The sequence below is a fragment of the Anabaena sp. FACHB-1391 genome, assembly GCF_014696755.1.
Taxonomy (GTDB): domain Bacteria; phylum Cyanobacteriota; class Cyanobacteriia; order Cyanobacteriales; family Nostocaceae; genus Dolichospermum; species Dolichospermum planctonicum.
The window spans coordinates 1-20862 of the sequence record NZ_JACJQS010000037.1; the positions used below are offsets into that span (position 1 = coordinate 1).

General features: G+C 36.1%; 14 protein-coding genes and 3 pseudogenes. 13 read left to right on the top strand and 4 right to left on the bottom strand.

Annotated elements, in window-relative coordinates; genetic code table 11:
* Positions 1 to 107 precede the first annotated feature (107 nt).
* A pseudogene (locus H6F62_RS16135) lies at positions 108 to 413 on the bottom strand (hypothetical protein); the annotation flags it as partial.
* A 57-nt stretch (positions 414 to 470) separates the two neighbouring features.
* On the opposite strand from H6F62_RS16135, the gene H6F62_RS16140 reads away from it, so the two are divergent.
* From H6F62_RS16140 to H6F62_RS16160, 5 genes are all read left to right on the top strand, one after another.
* Positions 471 to 1661 (top strand): M20 family metallopeptidase, encoded by a 1191-nt coding sequence (locus tag H6F62_RS16140; protein ID WP_137907326.1) that lies wholly within the window; start codon positions 471 to 473, stop codon positions 1659 to 1661.
* 94 nt (positions 1662 to 1755) lie between these two features.
* Positions 1756 to 2070, top strand: coding sequence for a chromosome segregation ATPase (locus H6F62_RS16145; protein WP_137907325.1), 315 nt, complete (start codon positions 1756 to 1758; stop codon positions 2068 to 2070).
* Positions 2071 to 2293: 223 nt separating this feature from the next.
* Positions 2294 to 2518: a DUF167 domain-containing protein gene (locus H6F62_RS16150; RefSeq protein ID WP_137907324.1), complete on the top strand. Its 225-nt coding sequence runs from the start codon at positions 2294 to 2296 to the stop codon at positions 2516 to 2518.
* A gap of 6 nt (positions 2519 to 2524) precedes the next feature.
* Entirely contained in the window at positions 2525 to 2668 is a 144-nt protein-coding gene (locus H6F62_RS16155; protein WP_168359252.1) for a hypothetical protein, read from the top strand.
* Between the two features lie 9 nt (positions 2669 to 2677).
* A complete protein-coding gene (locus tag H6F62_RS16160; protein WP_137907323.1) occupies positions 2678 to 3079 on the top strand; it encodes a hypothetical protein in 402 nt (133 codons plus the stop codon).
* Positions 3080 to 3184: 105 nt separating this feature from the next.
* Here the strand turns inward: H6F62_RS16160 and H6F62_RS16165 are convergent, their stop codons facing one another.
* Together H6F62_RS16165 and H6F62_RS16170 are read right to left on the bottom strand one after the other, a co-directional pair.
* On the bottom strand, positions 3185 to 6940 hold the full coding sequence (locus H6F62_RS16165) for a TaqI-like C-terminal specificity domain-containing protein (protein ID WP_190372483.1): 3756 nt from the start codon (positions 6938 to 6940) through the stop codon (positions 3185 to 3187).
* A 4-nt stretch (positions 6941 to 6944) separates the two neighbouring features.
* Entirely contained in the window at positions 6945 to 10376 is a 3432-nt protein-coding gene (locus tag H6F62_RS16170; protein ID WP_190372484.1) for a helicase-related protein, read from the bottom strand.
* A gap of 696 nt (positions 10377 to 11072) precedes the next feature.
* Between H6F62_RS16170 and leuB the strand changes: the two genes are divergently transcribed.
* From leuB to H6F62_RS16205, 7 genes and pseudogenes are all read left to right on the top strand, one after another.
* Positions 11073 to 12167: a 3-isopropylmalate dehydrogenase gene (leuB, locus tag H6F62_RS16175; RefSeq protein WP_137907320.1), complete on the top strand. Its 1095-nt coding sequence runs from the start codon at positions 11073 to 11075 to the stop codon at positions 12165 to 12167.
* Between the two features lie 100 nt (positions 12168 to 12267).
* Positions 12268 to 12525 (top strand): hypothetical protein, encoded by a 258-nt coding sequence (locus H6F62_RS16180; RefSeq protein ID WP_137907319.1) that lies wholly within the window; start codon positions 12268 to 12270, stop codon positions 12523 to 12525.
* A 191-nt stretch (positions 12526 to 12716) separates the two neighbouring features.
* Positions 12717 to 13001: pseudogene (locus H6F62_RS16185) on the top strand (A24 family peptidase); the annotation flags it as partial.
* A 607-nt stretch (positions 13002 to 13608) separates the two neighbouring features.
* A complete protein-coding gene (gene accD / locus H6F62_RS16190; protein WP_137907318.1) occupies positions 13609 to 14562 on the top strand; it encodes an acetyl-CoA carboxylase, carboxyltransferase subunit beta in 954 nt (317 codons plus the stop codon).
* A 184-nt stretch (positions 14563 to 14746) separates the two neighbouring features.
* Complete coding sequence (locus H6F62_RS16195) at positions 14747 to 14878, top strand: helix-turn-helix domain-containing protein (protein ID WP_236097082.1); 132 nt, start codon at positions 14747 to 14749, stop codon at positions 14876 to 14878.
* Between the two features lie 56 nt (positions 14879 to 14934).
* Positions 14935 to 16020, top strand: coding sequence for an RNA-guided endonuclease TnpB family protein (locus H6F62_RS16200; RefSeq protein WP_137907317.1), 1086 nt, complete (start codon positions 14935 to 14937; stop codon positions 16018 to 16020).
* Between the two features lie 184 nt (positions 16021 to 16204).
* Entirely contained in the window at positions 16205 to 17524 is a 1320-nt protein-coding gene (locus H6F62_RS16205) for a recombinase family protein (protein ID WP_190372493.1), read from the top strand.
* Between the two features lie 51 nt (positions 17525 to 17575).
* Here H6F62_RS16205 and H6F62_RS16210 read toward each other — a convergent pair whose 3' ends face one another.
* Positions 17576 to 19180, bottom strand: coding sequence for a hypothetical protein (locus H6F62_RS16210; protein ID WP_190372485.1), 1605 nt, complete (start codon positions 19178 to 19180; stop codon positions 17576 to 17578).
* 253 nt (positions 19181 to 19433) lie between these two features.
* Here H6F62_RS16210 and H6F62_RS16215 point away from each other — a divergent pair.
* Positions 19434 to 20786: pseudogene (locus tag H6F62_RS16215) on the top strand (glycosyltransferase family 39 protein); the annotation flags it as partial.
* Positions 20787 to 20862 lie beyond the last annotated feature (76 nt).

The window sequence follows — 20862 nt, forward strand, 5'->3', positions numbered from 1 at the left end:
GAAATAGTTGATAAAGTTATTTCTGTTGCTCTCGATTTGATGAATCCTCAACATTTAAAAAATTGGTTCACTAATTGTTGTTACTGTACCTCATAACACCGGGAAGTGCTGTAAGTGTACATCCGTTCTTGGAAGTCAACATCATATTGGCTTTGAATTTCAATATGAATTAAAATCCATACTTGTGTTTTATCCAATAACCAAACTTTATAAAGTTTATCGGCTATGCGTTTTTCAGTTGCTGATGAAGCCGTAATTTCTTGCAGTTCTTTATCTAGTGATTCCGGTGGTTTTGTCCAATCAATTGCTTTATAAGCTACAGGAAAGAAGAAGGATAAAAAACTATCAAAATATTCGTTTAATGCTTCTTTCCAGGATTCATCGTAATTCGCCGTGATTTCATTTTTGTTCATAAAATGCTATACTAATAATTGTGGTAATTCAGTCCCAATTAATTTAGAATTATTTCCATGCTCAACAGAATCAAAGAATTATCAATAAGTATATTATCTCGATTAGTCGAAATCCGCCGACATATTCATGCACATCCAGAATTGAGCGGAGAAGAATATCAAACCGCTGCTTTTATTGCTGGTGTATTATCCGCCAATGGACTGCACGTAGAAGAGGGAATAGGCAGAACAGGTGTGATTGGTGAATTAAAAGGGACACAATATAGTGATAATATACTGGCAATTCGTACTGATATGGATGCTTTACCCATTCAAGAACGTACAAGTTTAGAATATGCTTCTCGCATTCCCGGAGTCATGCACGCTTGTGGACATGATATTCATACTACAGTAGGTTTGGGAACAGCGATGATACTTTCCCAAATTGCCTCAGAATTGGGGGGAAAAGTGAGGTTTATATTTCAACCAGCGGAAGAAATAGCTCAAGGTGCAAATTGGATGGTAAAAGATGGAGTTATGAATAATGTTGCGGCCATTTTAGGGTTGCACGTTTTTCCTTCCATTCCCGCAGGTTCGATTGGTATTCGTTATGGTGCATTAACAGCCGCAGCAGACGATTTAGAGATTATTATTATTGGTGAATCTGGACACGGTGCGCGTCCCCATGAAGCCATAGATGCGATTTGGATTGCATCACAAGTAATTACATCATTACAACAGGCCATTAGTCGTACCCAAAATCCTTTGCGTCCCGTAGTATTGAGTATTGGTAAAATAAATGGTGGGAGAGCGCCAAATGTAATTGCTGATAGAGTACAATTATTGGGGACAGTGCGATCGCTACATCCAGAAACTCGTAATAATTTACCAGATTGGATTGAAAAGATAGTAGCTAACGTTTGTAATTCTTATAATGCGAAATATCAAGTTAATTATCGTCAAGGTGTACCCAGTGTCCAAAATGATAATACGCTAACGCAGCTATTACAATCAGCAGCCGAAGAAGCATGGACTAATGAGCGTGTACAGATTTTACCAGAACCATCCTTAGGTGCAGAAGATTTTTCTGTTTATTTAGAACACGCCCCTGGTGCAATGTTTCGCTTGGGTGTAGGCTATGAAGAGAGAATAATTAATCATCCCCTGCATCATCCACAATTTGAAGTTGATGAATCTGCTATTATGACAGGAGTAGTCACCCTAGCTTATGCAGCTTACAAATATTGGTTAAATAAGTCAGAACTGTGATTTGGCTGATTAGGATTTCCATGATCAATTAATCAAACAAATCAGGTTTTGAAATTCCTCTTGAAATAAATTCAAAAAAGTCAAACCTGCAATCATGTCACAAATCGAAACCATAGATTCAAACCCATCAGAAAAAAGCATTGATAACTGGTACTTGGTAACTGTTCGTTCCAAGAAAAGAGAAGTATTTTTGAAATATTTGAATATAGCTATCAGCCAAAATCAACTACAAGACTTGGTAATAGAAATAAAAATTCCCCAAGAAGCAGTTTATCAAGACATTGTTTTATTAAAAACGAGTAATTTCAAAACTGCTTACATACAACTAAAAAATATTGAATGTTTCCAAAATATCGAACGCAAACCCCTAGCATTACAACAAGTAAATAGAATGTTAGGGATTACTTAAAACCTCCAGAAAAAAATAGAGACAGGGAAAGTAGATAAAGAGTGAGAGTTTGAGAAATGGAGTTTTTGATTTTCACACCTCAATTCAGCAGCGCCAAAAAATTCCTCGTTCCCTGTTCCCAGTTAAGAGTTCCCAGTTAAGAGTTCCTTGTTCCCTGTTCCCAGTTAAGAGTTCCCTGTTCCCTTGTCATAACGACAATTTTTAACGCCAACCTACTTAGATAATGCAAAAAATAGTAAAAGTTAAACCAAATTCCCAGCAGCAAAAGATTGAAGAATTAGCAGATGGTAGTTTAAATGTACATTTAAAATCACCACCAGTAGACGGTAAAGCCAACGAAGAACTAATTAAACTATTAGCCAAAAAATTTGATGTTCCTAAATCATCTATTACAATTAAATCTGGTGTAACATCTAGAAACAAACTCATTATAATTGATAAAAATTAGACATCAATGGTACAGCACCCCCAGAATATGCCAAGCCTGGCTATGGGTAAGGAGGAAGCTGCTTATTGGTTGAGAATGGCTATGCAACGCAAAAGTCCTAGACGGGTATTAATGGCGTTACGGTGTTTGTTGACAGACCCGAATAGATAATAAAAATTAATGACCCTTACTTTTAATCGGGAAAAATACAAGGAATTATTAACAGCTTATCTTCCCAAGTTGATAAAAACTGAAGCGGAAAATGAGCAAGCTTTAGGAATCGTGGAAGATTTAATGCACCGGAAACGTACACCGGAAGAAGATGAATTATATCAGTTGTTAATTACTTTAATAGAAAAGTTTGAAAAAGAAAATTATCAACCTAATCAGCAAAATCATCCTCTATCTATGTTATTATTTTTATTGGAAGAATCTGAAAGAAGTCGAGATGATTTAGTAGCAGTTTTAGGAAATGAAGATATAGTTAATAATATTTTTAATGGACAAGAAAAGATAAATGCAGAACAAGCACGGAATTTAGGAGATTTTTTTCATGTAGAACCGAGTTTATTTATGGAATAATAATTAAGGCTTGCTGAAAAAGTGGAAAAAGGCAAAAAAAATTGGGTAGTTAGTTAAGCAAAAGAAAAGATAAGTTTTTGATTTTAATTTCTTTGATTCGCTTCATTATTTACTTTCCAAGATGGGTTTTAAAATATCAGGACTTCTGACAGCAAATAGTTTGATGCGGTTAGGAATTTCATTATCTGGATCTGTCCATTTGTCATAAAGTTGTTCAATTACTTTTTGTTTTTCTTCATCTAATAAATTTTTAAATTCCTTACCTTGCATAACTTCTGTAATATCTCTTTCGATAAAATCTAACACATTTATGCCACAATTTTTCATATGTTCAGGAAAATACACGTTGAAAACCAAAGAATCTAAAATATCATCAAGTTGCTTGTAAAATCCTCTTTTTTGAAAATTAGAAAAAATAATAACTTCAACTATAGTAGCAATCAATTTATTATTTGTTTCCGTATAGTTTGGAATTGGTATTCTCTTCAAATAAACAATCTTAACTTCGGCAAATGTTTTATCTAACTCTTGAACAGCCATACTATACCAAAAATCTATTAGCTTGGAATTAATTATTCCAAGAATAGCCTCTAAACTATAGCTATTTTTTGATTTTAGAATACCAATATTTACACTATTAAGAACAAGATTTTTATTCCTATCAATTGTTGCAATTATGCCATCTGCCGTTGTTCTTATTATAAGTTTTGGATTGGTATAGTGGTAACTAAGATCACCTCCCGATTTAATATTTCCTGATTTAAGTATAAAATACTGTTCAATTCTACCCAAATAAAATTTATTAAAATCACGTCCTTTAATGATAGGGTAAGTTCCATCAATTTGATCCTCAAAAATGGAATCATTGTTGCCCCTAGTTTGTATTCCATGATAAAATTCTATTAAATCATCAAGCTTTAAGATTTGACGATTTAATTTTTGGAAAATTTCAATTTCATCTTTACTACCAACACATATAACTTCTTGAAATGAACTTAACAATACATCTAGAGGAATGTTTGTTGGAGGTATATTATTTAGCGATTCTAGATAATTATTTTTTCTTAAATCGAGTAATGAACAAAACCTATGACTTGTATTTTTTTGAAGAAATATAATACAAGTATCTACTTCTGCTGCTTCAAATACTTTTTTTCCTAAAACTGTTAATTTTTTTAGACAATTATTCTTAATAAATTGTCTAAACTTTGAAAAGTATGTTCCTGACAAAAATGTGTAAGGTGTAATAAAATTTAATATTCCATCATTTGACAATAAATTTGTTCCTTTTTCAACAAAAACAGAATACGCCTCGATCTTATATTCTGCTGTCAAATATAATTTCAAAATTTGATCGAACATTTTTTTGTCTTTAAAAATGTTTCCATAAGGCGGATTACCAATCACGATATCAAAACCATCTGAAATATCAAACATCCATTCTGAATCAAAGAAAGGAGAAGAAACATTTTGGTTGTATGGGTCCCAGTTTGCTAATTTATTTGCAGTATCAGTTTCCCAGCCATTTTTTTGTAAAACTACAGCAATTTTTTCTCTCAAAGCCTTATCTTGATCTCTCAACTTGCGCTTATGACTAGGAGACTTAGAACTAAATAAACGATGCCTGACCTTCTTCAAATCCGCCTCTAATTTCTTGATTTCTGGCGTATCAAACAAACTTAACTGCACCTTTGGTTTCTCAATCCCAATCAAAGTATTAGCCGCTACAAACTTAGTTTCGAGGTTAGGCAAAGGACGAATCCCAAAATTATCCTTATTTAGATCAACCTTTTGATCAACCACCAACGAAATAAAGAACCGTAGCTTAGAAATTTGGGTAGCAATGGACTGTATATCTACCCCATAAATACAATTCTCAATCAGATATAACTTACGTCCATAATCTAACTCATTATTAGCAAAAGCCTCCTCAATATCCTTAATTTGAGCATTCAAATCTTGAATACTTTGCTCCCGATATTGAGCATCATCTAACTCCTCTAACTGACTAATAGCCGCTTCAACTCTGGCAATTTGACGGTGTTTCCATTCCGTATTTTTCGGGTCAACTTTAAATAGAATATGTACCATCTTTTGCAAAATCCCCATCGGGAAAGCACCCGAACCACAGGCAGGATCAAGAATAGTACATTTATCCAAAGCCTTAATAATCCGTTTCTGAACCTCAGCATTTCCTTCAAATGGATTAACAGCATCAAAAGAAACCAGTTGACGCAATTGCCGATCTAAATCTTCCTCTTTATATCCAGATTCTTGAGCAAGTAACTCATTTTTTAAGTAAGCAATGAGACTCTCATCCACCATGTAATTAACAATTTCACGGCCCGTATAAAAAGAGCCTGTTTGCTTTCTGGCTGTCGTCTTTGTCTCAGGATTATAACTAGCCAAAAGATTCTCAAATACTTTACCCAACAACTCAGGATCGAGTGCGACATCTTCTTCAATTGGGGTATTTTCTGTAATCGTAAATTTGTAAGCTTTGAGAATATTGATTAAACCCTTGACCGCCGCCTCTTTTGTCCCCTTATTAGTTGCACCATATTCTGCACTTAAATCAACTTTCTCTTCTGCTCCAAAAAACAAATAATCAGGAACAATCAATTGCTCTGTTTTAGGTAGATTGTCTGAAAATCCGTCAATAAATACCTTGTTTAACTTATCGTCCAAACATTCAAATAACCCACCGTTGAGGAAAGGGACAACACCATTCACCATTTCCACAAGTCTCTCTGGATTCTGGAAGTGTTCCCTGTAGCGCATCAAAAAGTTAGCGTCTCGGTGCTGTCCATAGTTATCCATTTTCCGAAAGCCTCTGACGCGATTATCGTGGCTTTCCATTGGTTTAATTGGACAGTTTAGCGTTGCAAAAAAGAGGTTTTGTAAGATAGCTTTGTAATAGATACTTTCTTGATTTACCTGCTTAAAGAGTCCTAAATCAGTATAGGGAGAGATATTCTTGAGAATATCCCTTTGTAAATCATCAAGATTAAAAAGCTCTGGAGGGATTAGTCCTTTTTCTTTAATAAACCACACAAAAAGCAATCGCGTCAGCAAACGAATCACATTTTTAGATTTGTGTTCTTGTTTCAAATCTTCAAGACTAACCTTCTTAGCCTGAGCTTTAAGCAAATTTGGTTCTGAGGGAAAAGTTACGCGCCCAACTGCCCAAAAATACCAGTTAGAAAGTTCTCTGTAAAAATTCTTATTCAGCAAACTAACATCAAGTACCTTCTGCCAATAAGCATATAAATTGGCAAAAGAATTAACTCGATCCTTACCTGTTGTTGGAATTGCTAACTCTGCTAAAATACGTTGATGCCCAGAATGCGGTTGTCGAATATCAATATCCCGTAACAGTGTCACCTTCCCCGGTTTCTCACCTTCTTGATTGTCCTTGTATTTCAATCTCTCGGTATTTGCAAACGCTAGATATTCGCTATTTGCATCAGTGTACTTAAACACCACCACCACAGGTGTATAGTAAAATTCCCGATTAAACGCCCGTGATATTTCTGCTAAATGCGATCGCTTTGGTAATTGTCCATGATCACGATTATTTAAAGTCACCCCAAAAATCAAAATTCCATCATAATCTGACTTAATCTGATCAATCGCTAAACTTTGATTACCTCTAAAAGCTGCATCATCTACTAACCCAACAAAATAAACATCATTAATTAACCTAAAAACCTCATTATCTTTATAAGTATTCTGTAATATTTTTTTTGCCGAAACCGGCTTATCATCTACATAATTAATCGGTATATTTAGATTTGACTTACCAAACAACTCCTTTAAAGCAGGTAAAAAATCTATTTCATTAAATCTTGTTAGTTGCATAATTTTATACCGTTAATAAAACCCAACTGATTAAGTCGAAATTATTAAGCTGATATTTACCATCAACTGTAACATTTTGCTTGATCCTATCTATAGAAGCCTTGTTACCTTTTTTTAAGCCTTGCAAAATTCCCAGCGTTTCATTACCCATTGTTTCTTTGATAGAACCATCTTCCATTTCCTCAGTTTGCACTGCTTGACTGCTTAACCAAGTTTTAAGCGCGTTCACCAACTCTGCAATTACCACTGCTTCACCACGATCAATTGCATCTGGTACAAAACGCTCATTATCTTTATACAAGGTTAGCAAATCTAAAACTTCTTTTTGATTTTTTAAAATTAATTTACCTGATTTATCAATGTAAATTAAATCAAACACCTGATATTGATGATCTAATTTCTTAGCTGGTTTGGCAGGATACCCCAACAAAGCAATGATACCATCACTCAAATCATCACTAACACCAGATTTCTGCTCTGCTACAAATCCCGTATAGACACCCTTGGGCATTTGGCGATATTTATCCTTGTCACGATTAAATTCTGCTAATAAATCCTGACGATATCGCTCCAAAGACAAACTATCAAAGCCTAACCCTTGATCGCTTACTTCAATATCATCCCAAGTGACTTGCATTTGCTGCATCATCAAATCATTCATCTTTTGATCAAACTCTTCATCATGAACCATCTTAGCAAAACTATCAGAAAATTGATGATCCACCTCTGCTCCCGCCAACTTCATCGTTGCCATTCGTTGCTCAATCCGTCCTTGCAAATTGAGATAGGAATTAATATTATCTGATGGCCAGAAGTTAATCCCAAAAATTTGTTGATTAGGACTACCCAAGCGATCAATCCGTCCCATGCGTTGAATAATTCGCACAGGATTCCAATGAATATCGTAATTAATCACCATATCAGCATCTTGCAAATTTTGTCCCTCACTGAGAGCATCCGTAGCAATCAAGATATCAAGAGGATTATTCAGCTTTTGATACGTCTGGGGGTGATTATCTTTAACCCATTCTTGCCATTGTGCAAAAGCTTCTAACCCTTGTTTCTCAGAGCTAAAAGACCATTCCTTTTCACAAAATAGCTTGGTATATGGTGCAAATCTTTCGAGAATTGCTTCCATAGACTGTTGGCGATCGCTATCATCTGAGCATGAGCCTGTCCCCGATGCAATCGCCATCTTGTCAAAACCTCTAGCTCGAAGCTGATTAAATAAATACATCGCTGTATCACGATAGACTGTAAAAATTACCACTTTTTGATTATGGTTATTTGCCCCTGATTTCCGCTTTTCGATAATTTCTGTAATCAGTCTCTCCAACTTGTCATCACAGGATTTAAACTGATTAGGCTTCTTAATTTCTTTATCAATTTTGATATGAAACTTTTGCAAATTGACAGAAAGCTTATCGAGAGCATCTAAATCTTTTTTTAGATCCTCCTTAAATTTATCCAAATTACCAGCTTGATCAATTTCTGCGATCCTAATCGGGCGTTTTTTACCTAAGGTATATTGTTCAACTGCTTCAGTAAAATCATCATCATTTTCATCATTTTCATCATTTTCTAAATCATAAACATCATTTTCTAATAATGCTGTTTTCACCTTGCTTGCTTGATATGCTTTAATCCTATCTAAAGCATTTTGATGATGGTTTTTGATTTTCTCAACTGTTGAGTAAAAGGAAAACCAAGAAGACTCCAATCGCTTCACCATCAAGATATAAATCATCTTAACTAGAAAGCGATCGCGTGATTTTTCATCGCGTAATATATCTTTCTTAGCGTCTTTTTGCTGATTTGATTCATCATCTAAATAAAAAGCTGGCTGATATCCTGATAACATCGGTGGAAAATGATCAAACAATTCCTCAAAGGTTTCAAAATTACCAAGCTGATGTGGTGTTATAAATAAATTTTTAGGCTTTATCTTAGTAGGAAATACTAAATTTGTCTGTTGACCTTCCACCATTTTTCTAGTTCTCGCAACTAATAGAGAATCTGTTAACCTAAAAAAATCATTGTCTGAGAGCTTTTTAATAAAATTGCCGATTTGAGGTTTTGTATCTCTGCGCCACTCGTTAAATATAGTCTGTGCTTGTTTAAAGGAATAATCAATATTTTTTACACCTAATTTGCTATCATAGTCATGTACATCACCTTGAACCATTAACTTAAATTGATTTCTGACATCATTTAAGGAATTATTAATGGGAGTTGCTGATATCAGTAAAACTTTGATATCTTGATTCTTTTTTAAAATTTGATCAACTAAAAATTTATAACGATTAGATTTGTCATTTCTGAGATTATGACTTTCATCAATGACAATTAATTTGGGTTTGTCATCACAAAAAAACTTATCAGCGCGATCATGATAGGAATTTAGGCGATCGCTGTTCATATCAGTATGAAAACGAATGAAAAATTTAAGCTTATCGGTTTCAAATTTTGATGCTTGATCTTCCTTATAGCGTCTCCAATTACTTTCTAATTTTTTAGGACAAAGTAATATAACTTCCCGTCCTTGCATTTGAAAAAACTTCATCACAGCCAAAGCACTCCAAGTTTTTCCTAAACCCACCGCATCTGCTAAAATAGCTCCATTATATTTCTGTAGCATCCGAATCAGACTCAGAACACCCTTTTTTTGAAAGTCATAAAGTGCAGTAAAAATAGCAGTATTTTCTAATCTACCAACTTGACGATTAAAGTCTGGATCATTCTCAATTTCCAAAACTTGATTACCAAACAACTCAAATAATATCTTATAGTAAATATCTCTGGGAGTATATTTAATAAATATTTTTTCAATTTCATGAATTAGATATTGCTTAAAATCTACTTTTTCAGTTGTTCCATCTTTCAATAAGAGAGTTTTTTCTTGATGAGCTTGAGGTTTTATCCAAAGTGAATAAAACCATTTTACCAATTCTTTATATTGATGATTATTCCCCGTCTCAGCAATATTCAATTCTAAATTATTTGTATGCTTTAGGCCAATTCCTGCCTCAGTTAAGTTTGAACTACCCGAAATAAAATACTTATTGCGATCATCGTCCTTCAATGGCTCAAATAAGTAACACTTAGCATGACAAAAATTTGGCTCTAAAGTTTTTACTTTAACCTTGTCCTGTCTTAAAAAAATAACGGCTTCCTGTGCCAAAAGACTAAGATTCAGAGCCGCTTCAATCGTAATATTCTCGTTTAGTAAATCTAACGGACGATTCTCGACTTGATCTAGGTTAACAATATCCCCAAGCACTAGTCGAAATTTAGCAATTTTATGATTAATTTGCTGAGAAAGATAAGCTAAAGCCCCAACAGTAAAATAACCTGTAACAATGTCTACAGTACCTTCCTCTGTATATTTTGTCATCCACTCATGAACTTTCCGATATTTTTCGTTGTCTAATATCATTTAGCGTTGCTTTGTAAAGGGGGTAAGTCTCGTAAGTGCGTTATTAGAAGTAAGTAATAAAGCAAAATTAATTATACTTTTATTTGATTTTATACCTTGATTAGATCCAACTTATCACTATCTGTGCCACCAGCGAACTGACAAGTCAGCGCTTGCGCTATCGCATTCACGCCATCTCCAGGATTTAGGTAGTTCCATCTCCCCCTTCTCAGGTATCATTGTCATCGGTTGGGATTGCCATAAAATCCGCTGACTAGATTTATTTAAGTGCATAAGGAATTGCCAAAATTTGATTAATAATCACACTGACCGTGTTCTCCTTTATCCTACATTGTTTTTGATTTACTGACAAGTAAGTTGGGGTGAAACAACCAAAATCTGTAAAGATAAGTAAATACGAAGAAAACATCTAGTAAAGTGATTGAGATATGGGCGCTCGTTTAAGAGTATTTTTAACTCAGAAGGTTAATCAACAGAAGACGAAACTCTGTTAAACCTGATCACTGTGGGTGTGCCACAAAAACTCAACTAGTCCAAAAACTCAACATAAGTAGATAAACGGAAAAAAACCGACATAAGTAACGAAAAGTAAAGTTCCCTGTTCCCAGTTAAGAGTTAAGAGTTCCCTTGTCATAACGACAATTTTTCACGCCAACCTACTTATATCTGTAAACATTCACCCAGCAAAACCCAACCATGACCCAAAAATACTACATTACCCTACTACCTGGCGACGGCATTGGTCCAGAAATTATGGCTGTCGCGGTGGACGTGCTAAAATGCGTCAGTCAAACCTTTGATATTAACTTTGAATTTTCCACGGCTTTAATTGGTGGCGCTGCTATTGACGAAACCGGTGAACCCCTCCCTGCTGTCACATTGGATAAGTGTCGGCATAGTGATTCCGTCTTACTCGCGGCTATCGGTGGTTACAAATGGGACTCTCTTAGTGCCAATTTACGCCCAGAAGCAGGTTTATTAGGGCTGCGGGCTGGTTTAGGGCTATTTGCTAATTTACGCCCTGCGAAAATTCTCCCCCAGTTAATTGACGCTTCTAGTCTCAAACGGGAAATTGTCGAAGGTGTAGATATCATGGTCGTGCGTGAACTCACTGGCGGCATTTATTTCGGTAAGCCTAAGGGCATATTTGCAACGGAAACCGGAGAAAAACGCGGTGTAAATACCATGGTTTACAGCGAGTCAGAAATTGAACGTATTGGGCGCGTAGCCTTTGAAACGGCACGAAAACGCGGCGGAAAACTCTGTTCTGTGGATAAAGCCAATGTATTAGAAGTATCTCAACTTTGGCGCGATCGCATGATACAACTTTCCGCAGAATATACTGATGTTGAATTATCTCACTTATATGTAGATAATGCGGCCATGCAATTAGTTCGCGCTCCCAAACAATTTGATACGATTGTCACAGGAAACCTATTTGGTGATATTCTCTCAGATGCAGCCGCTATGTTAACCGGTAGTATAGGAATGTTACCTTCTGCTAGTTTGGGTGCTGATGGTCCTGGTGTTTATGAACCAGTTCACGGTTCAGCCCCGGATATTGCAGGACTTGACAAAGCTAACCCCTTAGCACAGGTTTTAAGTACCGCCATGATGTTGCGTTATGCTTTAAACCAGCCAGAAGCAGCAGACTTAATTGAAAATAGTGTTTTAGAAGTTTTAGAACAAGGCTATCGCACAGGAGATATTATGTCACCAGGAATGCAGCTTGTCGGTTGTCGGGCTATGGGCGCAGCACTGATACAAATTCTTGAGTTAAAATCACGTTAAAGTATAAATCTGGAAGTTTTAACATCTATAATGTTAAAAATTTCAGATAAACTAAGTTTGTCAAACGGCAGCAAATCTATAACTTATATAAAAGCAAATTGTGTACGCTTTAAAACAAGAACAAGCAAACTTTCCACAAAAAAATCAACCGTCTTTGATTGACCCTAATATAATTAAAGCCGCTAGTCAAATTTACTATACCTACTGTGAAGTACACCCGGAAATAGTAGGAAAAGCTACAGGAGTCGCCATCAGTCGAGTCACTCATCGGGGGAAAGTTATTTTTACTCAGTACCCAGTGCTGTTACCACAGGAATGTTTTATCCCGTTGAATCAAATCGAATCCTATATATATTAATTACCTGGGCAAAATTAATTGTACATTTGGGAAAACAATAGAAATCTAATCTCTGTATCTCTTGTCTGTCCTCCTTGTCCTCCTTGTCCCCCTGTCCTCCTTGTCCTCCTTGTCCTCCTTGTCCCCCTGTCCTCCTTGTCCCCTGTCCCCTGTCCCCTGTCCCCTGTCCCCTGTCCCCTGTTCCCTGTCCCCTGTCCCCTATGATGGGAGCATGGTGAGGATGGCGTTATTTACTACTAGCGAGTTTTATTTCCTGCATTTTGGGTGTATTAATAGGAAGTGGAGCAATTATCCTCTCCCGTCAGCAAATGGGTCAAAAAATGCCCTTTGGACCATTTCTAGCTTTAAGTGCGGTAATTACTGTCTTTAGCAGTGACACTATTTTGTCTCACCAGAAAATTGCCGAAAGGCACGGAAGCCACTTGGCTTTAGACAGTGGAGAAAGTGCCAACAGCGAATTTATTCGCCGAGCATAAGATATAATATAATTAAACCGCAAGTAAGAACAACCATCTACACGAAGAAGTATTTTAATAAGGAGAAACCCCTGATTTATCTCGTTTCAGCATTTGACTGTAGCCTAGGTAAACAAGTAAAGGTAAAATATGGAGTGTAATACCGCCAAAATTTGATGGACTCGGAAAGCAAAAAAACGTAAAAGTAAGCGCAATTGCAATACCTGTCGTACTGGTAGTTGTTTTGAGCGTGTAGCGGAATAATTGACTATTCCTTTTAAGCAAGTCTTAAAGAATCTGTGTGTCTTTAGACCAGAGAGTGTCAATATATGAGATTATTGTTACCCGGATATTAACATCAAACTTTTAAATCTTTTTTATCTCATGCTGATGATTTTATCAATCCAAATCTTTATCCTTTCTGACTGTAGTTGTGATCACCCCATGAAGATATTAGATTTTGGTAATATCTAAGCAATCATCCAGGTCAAAGCAGTTACAAAAGTCATAATTCTAACCTTCTCAAATCCAAAATCTACAACTCTCAATCTCCACCTCCGGGTCGCTTAATGTCAATCACAATATATTGATCATTTTTGACCTCATACCTAATTAGATTCAGATAAAAATGGCAAATAACGAAGAATCACGCGGTTTAAAATCTCTATTGGATTGGTTCGCAAATCGCCGTAAATCGGGAAGTAGCAACTTAGAACGTCAAGAACGGGAAATTGCTGATGGTTTATGGCATAAATGCCCTAAGTGTGGTGTTTTAACATATACAAAAGATTTGAAAGCCAATCAAATGGTTTGCAGTGAATGTGGTTATCATCATCGGGTTGATAGTGATGAGCGTATTCGTCAATTAATTGATGTTAATACATGGAAACCATTAGATGAAGATTTATGCCCAACCGATCCCTTACAATTCCGCGATCGCAAACCCTATATTGATCGTTTAAAAGAAACCCAAGAAAAACTAGGACTGATAGATGCAGTTAAAACTGGGTTAGGGCAAATTAATACCCTTCCAATAGCATTAGGGGTCATGGACTTCCGATTTATGGGTGGAAGTATGGGTTCTGTCGTCGGGGAAAAACTCACCCGCATGATTGAACAAGCTACCCAAAGGCGTTATCCTGTAGTCATTATTTGCACATCTGGTGGTGCGAGAATGCAGGAAGGAATGCTATCTTTAATGCAAATGGCAAAAATATCCGCCGCCCTACAACGTCACCGAGATTCTAAACTATTATATATTCCCGTTTTAACCAACCCTACCACGGGAGGTGTTACCGCCAGTTTTGCCATGTTAGGTGATATTATCATCGCTGAACCGAAAGCAACAATTGGTTTTGCTGGAAGACGGGTAATTGAACAAACTTTGCGGGAAAAACTCCCTGAAGATTTTCAGACTGCGGAGGACTTACTTAAACATGGGTTTGTTGATGATATCGTCCCCCGTACACAGTTAAAGGCTACTTTAACACAACTGATTGCTCTCCATCAACCTCTCCCCACCACCTCACCAAACATGGTTTTATGGGAAGCAGTGAAATTGAGTTCCACCGCTGTTGATTAGGAGTCTGGTCATTTAATCTCAAAATAACGTAGTATACTGGGGTTAATCGGATTTAACCGCAAGATGAAATACCTAACCCCAGAACAAGTTTATAAACAATCGGGGGCTAGTAACTGAATCAAAATGTATATCTAAATCTACTCATATCTCATCAATGAGTATGCTATACTTGTATACTTGAGATATGACTAAATTAACTATATCAGAGGCAGCAAAATTAAAAGGTGTGAGTATTTCCACTCTCAGAAGATGGGAACTAGATGGTAAAATAATACCAGAAAGAACCCCAAATGGACATAACAGTATTTTCTGCTAGACTTTATGGGTCGAGAAGTCATAAAAACCAGAAAATTATAGAGGAGTTAAAAGATATTGCTACTAGGCTTTAAAACTGAGTTAAAGTTCAACCAAAATCAACGGGTAAACATAGTAAAACACTGTGGAGTAGCCCGTCATGCTTGGAATTGGGGATTATCATTAACTAAACAAATATTACACCATAACCAAAATAATCCTCAAGAAAAAATCAAATTTCCTACAGCAATAGATTTACATAAATGGTTAGTAGCTTTAGTTAAACCTGAAAATCAATGGTATTATGAATGTTCTAAATCAGCCCCACAGGAAGCATTAAGGAATTTAAGAAAATCTTGGGATAGATGTTTTCAAAAAATCTCAGGAGTCCCCAGATTTAAAAAGAAAGGAAAACATGACAGTTTTACCTTAGAAGGAACAGTAAAAATCTTGGGTAATAATAAAATTCAAGTTCCCAAACTAGGAATATTAAAGACTTATGAAAGATTACCACAAGTTATACCTAAGTCTGTCACCATCAGTCGTCAAGCTGATAGATGGTTTATTAGTTTCAAAATAGAAGTAAAACCACAAGCATCTAATTTAACCAATATTGTCGGTGTAGATTTGGGAGTAAAAAACCTAGCGACATTATCTACAGGTGAAGTAATTACAGGTGCTAAATCTTATAAAAAGTATGAAGATAAATTCAGGAGATTACAATGGTTAAACAGACATAAAGTCATTGGTTCAAACAATTGGAAAAAAGCCCAACTGAAAATAGCTAAGTTACATGGAAAGATAGCGAATATCAGAAAAGATACATTACATAAGTTAACTACGCTAGTAGCCAAAAACCACGGTGTGATAGTGATAGAGGATTTAAATGTGTCAGGAATGTTAGCTAACCATAAACTAGCCAAGGCAATTTCTGATATGGGGTTTTATGAATTTAGGAGACAATTAGAGTACAAATGTCAACTGTACGGCTCAAAATTAGTCATAGTTGATAGATGGTTTCCTAGTTCTAAAACCTGTGCTGATTGTGGAGTCAAAAAAGAAACTCTGTCATTGAGTGAAAGAGTGTTTGAGTGTCATAGCTGTGGATGGAAATGCGACAGGGATTTAAACGCAGCTATTAATCTCTCAAAAGCTGTCAGCTAGACAGTCTTAGCCTGTGAACTGAGTAGTGCCGACACTTTTAGAGTGAAGCAGGAAGTAAACGACACTCAAGGATCAGCCTATCAGTAGATAGGTAGATTTGAGTAGGTTTTATATAGCGGTGTACGCAAAACGTTCCCAAAGGGTAAATCGTGGGGAATCTCAAATCTAAAATTGCGTGACTATGGTGAAAATAATTGTTTATACTTATACTGATCCACTATTAGATGTTCTTCCCACTCACAGTGACTGGGGTTGGGAGGTAGATAGAATTTATCAGGATTTGGGAAAGCGTACCCAACTACAACAATTATTAACTGACTTATTAACTGACTGTCAAACTCAAACAGAAACCGTCCATTATCTACTAGTTCGGCGCTTAGAAGAATTAGGTGATACTTTAACAGAAGTAAGCGATCGCCTCAAGCAAGTGGAAACAATGGGAGTCGTAGTAATTGCGACACAACAACCATACACATCCAATTCTAGTCAAATCCGGTCTGAACTACTAGAATTATTACAAGAAATTCAAAATCAACACCGTAGTCGCCGCATTCGTCAAGGACACGCTCGTAATCGTCTTGAAGCTTCACCACCACCCGGAAAATCACCCTATGGCTACCGCAGAGGACAGGGTAAATATGGTAAATATATTATTGATCGAACTACTTCACCTGTGGTCAAAGATTTTTTTGAACACTTTTTACTCTATGGTTCTTTACGCGATTCTGTTCGGTTTTTAAGTAAAAAATACGGCAAAAATATATCCGTAACTACGGGGAGACGGTGGTTAACTAATCCAGTTTATCGAGGTGATACCGCCTATCAAAATAGTGAAATTATCTCTAATACCCACGCAGCTATCATTTCCAGAGCCGAAGCCGCGCAAGTTGATAGACTATTGCGACGCAACAGCCTTTTACCACCACGCACTGCTAGTGCGCCCCGTTCTTTAGCTGGTTTAGTTATTTGTGATCAATGTCAGTCACAGATGATTGTGACTCGTGTTACCCAAAATCATCAGGATAAAGAGTATTTATATTTACGCGCAATCAACTGTCCTCAACAACCAAAATGTCGTGCTATTCCTTACCAAGTAGTTTTAGAAAAAACCATTGATAGTGTTTGTCGAGATTTACCTTTAGCTGTAGCAGGAATGAATTTTCCCCAATTAGATGCTATTAAAAATAGTTTAGGGGATAGTATATCTCATCAACAAGAAATTCTTGAGAAATTACCCACTTTTATAGAAACTGGAATTTTAGATCCAGAAACCGCAAAATTAAGAGCTTACAAACTCCGCACAGAAATTTCTCAACTTCAAGCTCAGTTAGCCATTCTTCCTCCTGTTAATTTGCGTTCTGTGGCTCAAGCTGTTTCCATTCCCCAATTTTGGTTGGATTTATCAGAAGTAGAACGACGATTTTACTTCCGCGAATTTATCCAACAAATTCAAATTATTCGCCAAAATCAAGAATGGGATTTACAGATAATTTTTATTTTCTAAATTACTAAATACCCGACTTATTTAAGAAGTCAGGTATCTACGTTATTCAGATTATTCATCTTGATTTTTAGATGATTGTTTGCCTTTTTTACCCGCGTTGCGCACATTCATAACTTTACTCAATAAATCAAACCAAAAGGGCGCACCCATAGCAATAGCAATACCGCTAATAAACCAACCACCAATCATAATCAAAACTCTGAAAATAGGTGAATTACTAACTTTGAACTTTTTCCAGTCAATTTCCGTTACAGAAACATTTGATTGACCATTTTTTACTCTTACACAAAAAATTGCATTTTCCGCAGAAACATCATCTCCACAAATTTGCTGTGTTAAGTTAGGGATTGTCCAGCCAATTGGTAACTCAACATCCTTTAAAAGCTCATTAGGATCTGGTTGATTCATACCTAAATCATTAGATGATTTTACTTCTACAGCCTTTTTAATAATTATTTCCCGCAATAAGGAATCCTTAGATAGACGGTTAATAACATGAAAAGTATCTGTATTAGTAGCAATAGCTAAAGTTATACCAATTAAAATGGCAACTCCTTTTGCATTTCGTTTATAAACACCACCGGCTCTTTCCATAGAACTATCAAAACTATTTTCAATTTCTTTCCGCAAGAGAGTAATTCCTTCTTCCGTGCTTTTAGCTCTCATTTGCACCCGTTTGGCCATAGTTTCAATACCATTGACTACAGAATCTGGTAAAATATCAATTAGTTCTTTAACTTTTTTATAAGTTTCACTATCTTTGTCTTGGAGGTTGGCTATAACTTCATCATGAATATCACTACCTTTTTTAATAGATTTGACAATTTCATTGATATTAGGTTTTAGCCCTCCCAGAACTATGGCTTTTTCTGGATCTTCAAAAATATCTTTTCTCAGGAATTTTAGTTCCCGTAAAGGTTTATCGAGAATATCTTCATGATTTTCCATATTGGACTCGAAACAATATATATATTTGTCCAGGCTATCTCTCATCAGATTTATACTCATGTATATATCATATTTTTCGTTTTGAAATTCATTAACAATGCGATTATACTCAAATTCCAACTGCTTATAATCTTTAGCAATACTTTTAGCAAAATCACTCGATAATTCTTGATTATTAATGCTACTTTCCAAGGTAATTAAAACTTGTATAATCTCATCTAAATTTTCTTTCTTGAATTTCTCTAGCCTGATTTGGGTTATCTTTTTTACCAGAGTTGGCAATTGTAGGGTATCCATAAAAGTATTGGCAAAATTGTCTCCACCAATATAGGAAGGCGCACTACGTTTTTGATCACCAAAAACAGTTTCTTTCTTAAATCTAGAGTTAGACTTTCTCAAGAGACTAAAGAATGAAGCAAATACCCAAGTCGCCCGGCGCGGTAAAGTTGCTAATAAACCTTTGGCTTCTTGATTAATGCTTTGAATTAAAGGATTGCCATAAATTCTATTAACTAGTTGAATTACTTCCGGCTTTTCTGAATTTTGAGCATCACCAGCTAAGAAAATTTCCACGGATCTTCTCAAGTGTTCAGCACGCCATTGCAGCAATGTTGTTATTAGTTCTTGAATTTCTGAAGCCAGTAGACTTAAAATTAAGTAAATAAAAATTAGGCCTAGTGCCACATCTAAAATGAAAGGTAGGTTCATTGACATTCTCCTTAGGGATAATTGACTAACTTCTGATAGTAGTATTTATATCATTTAATAGGGAAAATGCTTGTAAACTTTTTTAAAAAATTAATAAGAAAATCTTCGCCAAAAAATTATCTCTGTTCCTGAGAAACTGAGTTAATTTGGGATATAGCCATTGTTTAAAATATAGGTTCTGGATGGTAAAACTGGAGATTGCCTCTGATCTCTATGTAATGAACCCCAGCAGTCATAATATTACCAATAAAATATGCAAGAAGGAAGTTTTGTTTGGACTCATCTGGAAAAACAACACCGTGTGGTTGAAAAGAAGATTGATTGGCTCTGGTTGCTAGTATTGCTATTGGCAGCAGTAATATTGTTTACCATTAATCTGGGGGGGTTGCCTTTACAAAATGGCGATGAGACAATTGTGGCACAGGTAGCACGGGAAATTTGGCAAGCCCCAGCAGATTCAATGCGCTGGCTTTACCCCACTTTAGATGGTGAACCCTATCATCATACATCGCCCCTTATACACTGGCTAATTGCTGGAGCTTATTCCCTGGGTGGTGTTAACCATTGGACAACCAGGCTACCCGGTGCGATTTTGACGGCAATTTCTGTACCTTTGTTATATTGTATTGGTAGAGAAATATTTCGCCAACGTTGGGTAGCTATTTATAGTTCTTTAATTTATCTGACAATGCTGCCTGTTGTCTGTTATGGCAGGTTGGCCATATTAAATGGCCCAGTTGTCAGTTTTTTGATATTGATGATGTGGTTTGTCTTGCGATCGCGTCGAGATTTACGCTACTGTTTAGGTATAGGCATTAGTTTTGGCTTAATTTGTCTAATTCAAGGCATAACGGGCATTTATTTGGGTGCAATTGTCTTAGTATTTCTCTATTGGGATACACCCAGACTGCTAACTTGTTATTATTTCTGGATGGGTATTTTTATTGGTTGTCTACCCGTACTTTGTTGGTATGGGTTTGAGCTATTCCACTATGGTTATCCGTTGAGACTTGATATCAATATGTTTTCGTCCGATATCAAAACTATTACTAATGGTACTAATGGTACTAATGGTACTAATGGTACTAATGGCAATTCAGAACCACCTTGGTATTATCTCCTCGAAATCTGTAAGTGGACATGGCCTTGGTTGATATTTCTACCCCAAATTATCCGTATCACCTGGGAGAATAATAACTTAAGTTGGGCAAAACTGATTATTGTCTGGTTTGGCGTTTATTTATTCATTATTTCCCTCATTAGCGTCAAACTTCCCTGGTACATACTCCCCATTTATCCTAGTTTGGCTTTAGCCCTAGGGTTTGGGTTAACAGAAATGTCTAATGTACCTTTATTCTCAAGCTATCCCCGTGCTTGGGTAACGAGTTTAGCAATATTGGCGGTGGTTGCTTCTGCCGGTAGTATTTATTTTAGCTGGAGAACTGTAGACAAAGTTGAGTTGCAGATCATTTTTGCGGCTGTAGCTTTAACTATGACTTTAGCTGCAATTTTGCTAGAACGAGGCGATAAGCAATTTCTAAAAATTCTCATTTGGGGAACTTATATATCTCTATTTCTATTCATGAGATCTAATTATTGGATGTGGTAATTACACAATATTGCAAGTAAATGAGGCATAATGAGGTGAGTATCCTACTGATATATCTGTACATTCAGATGGC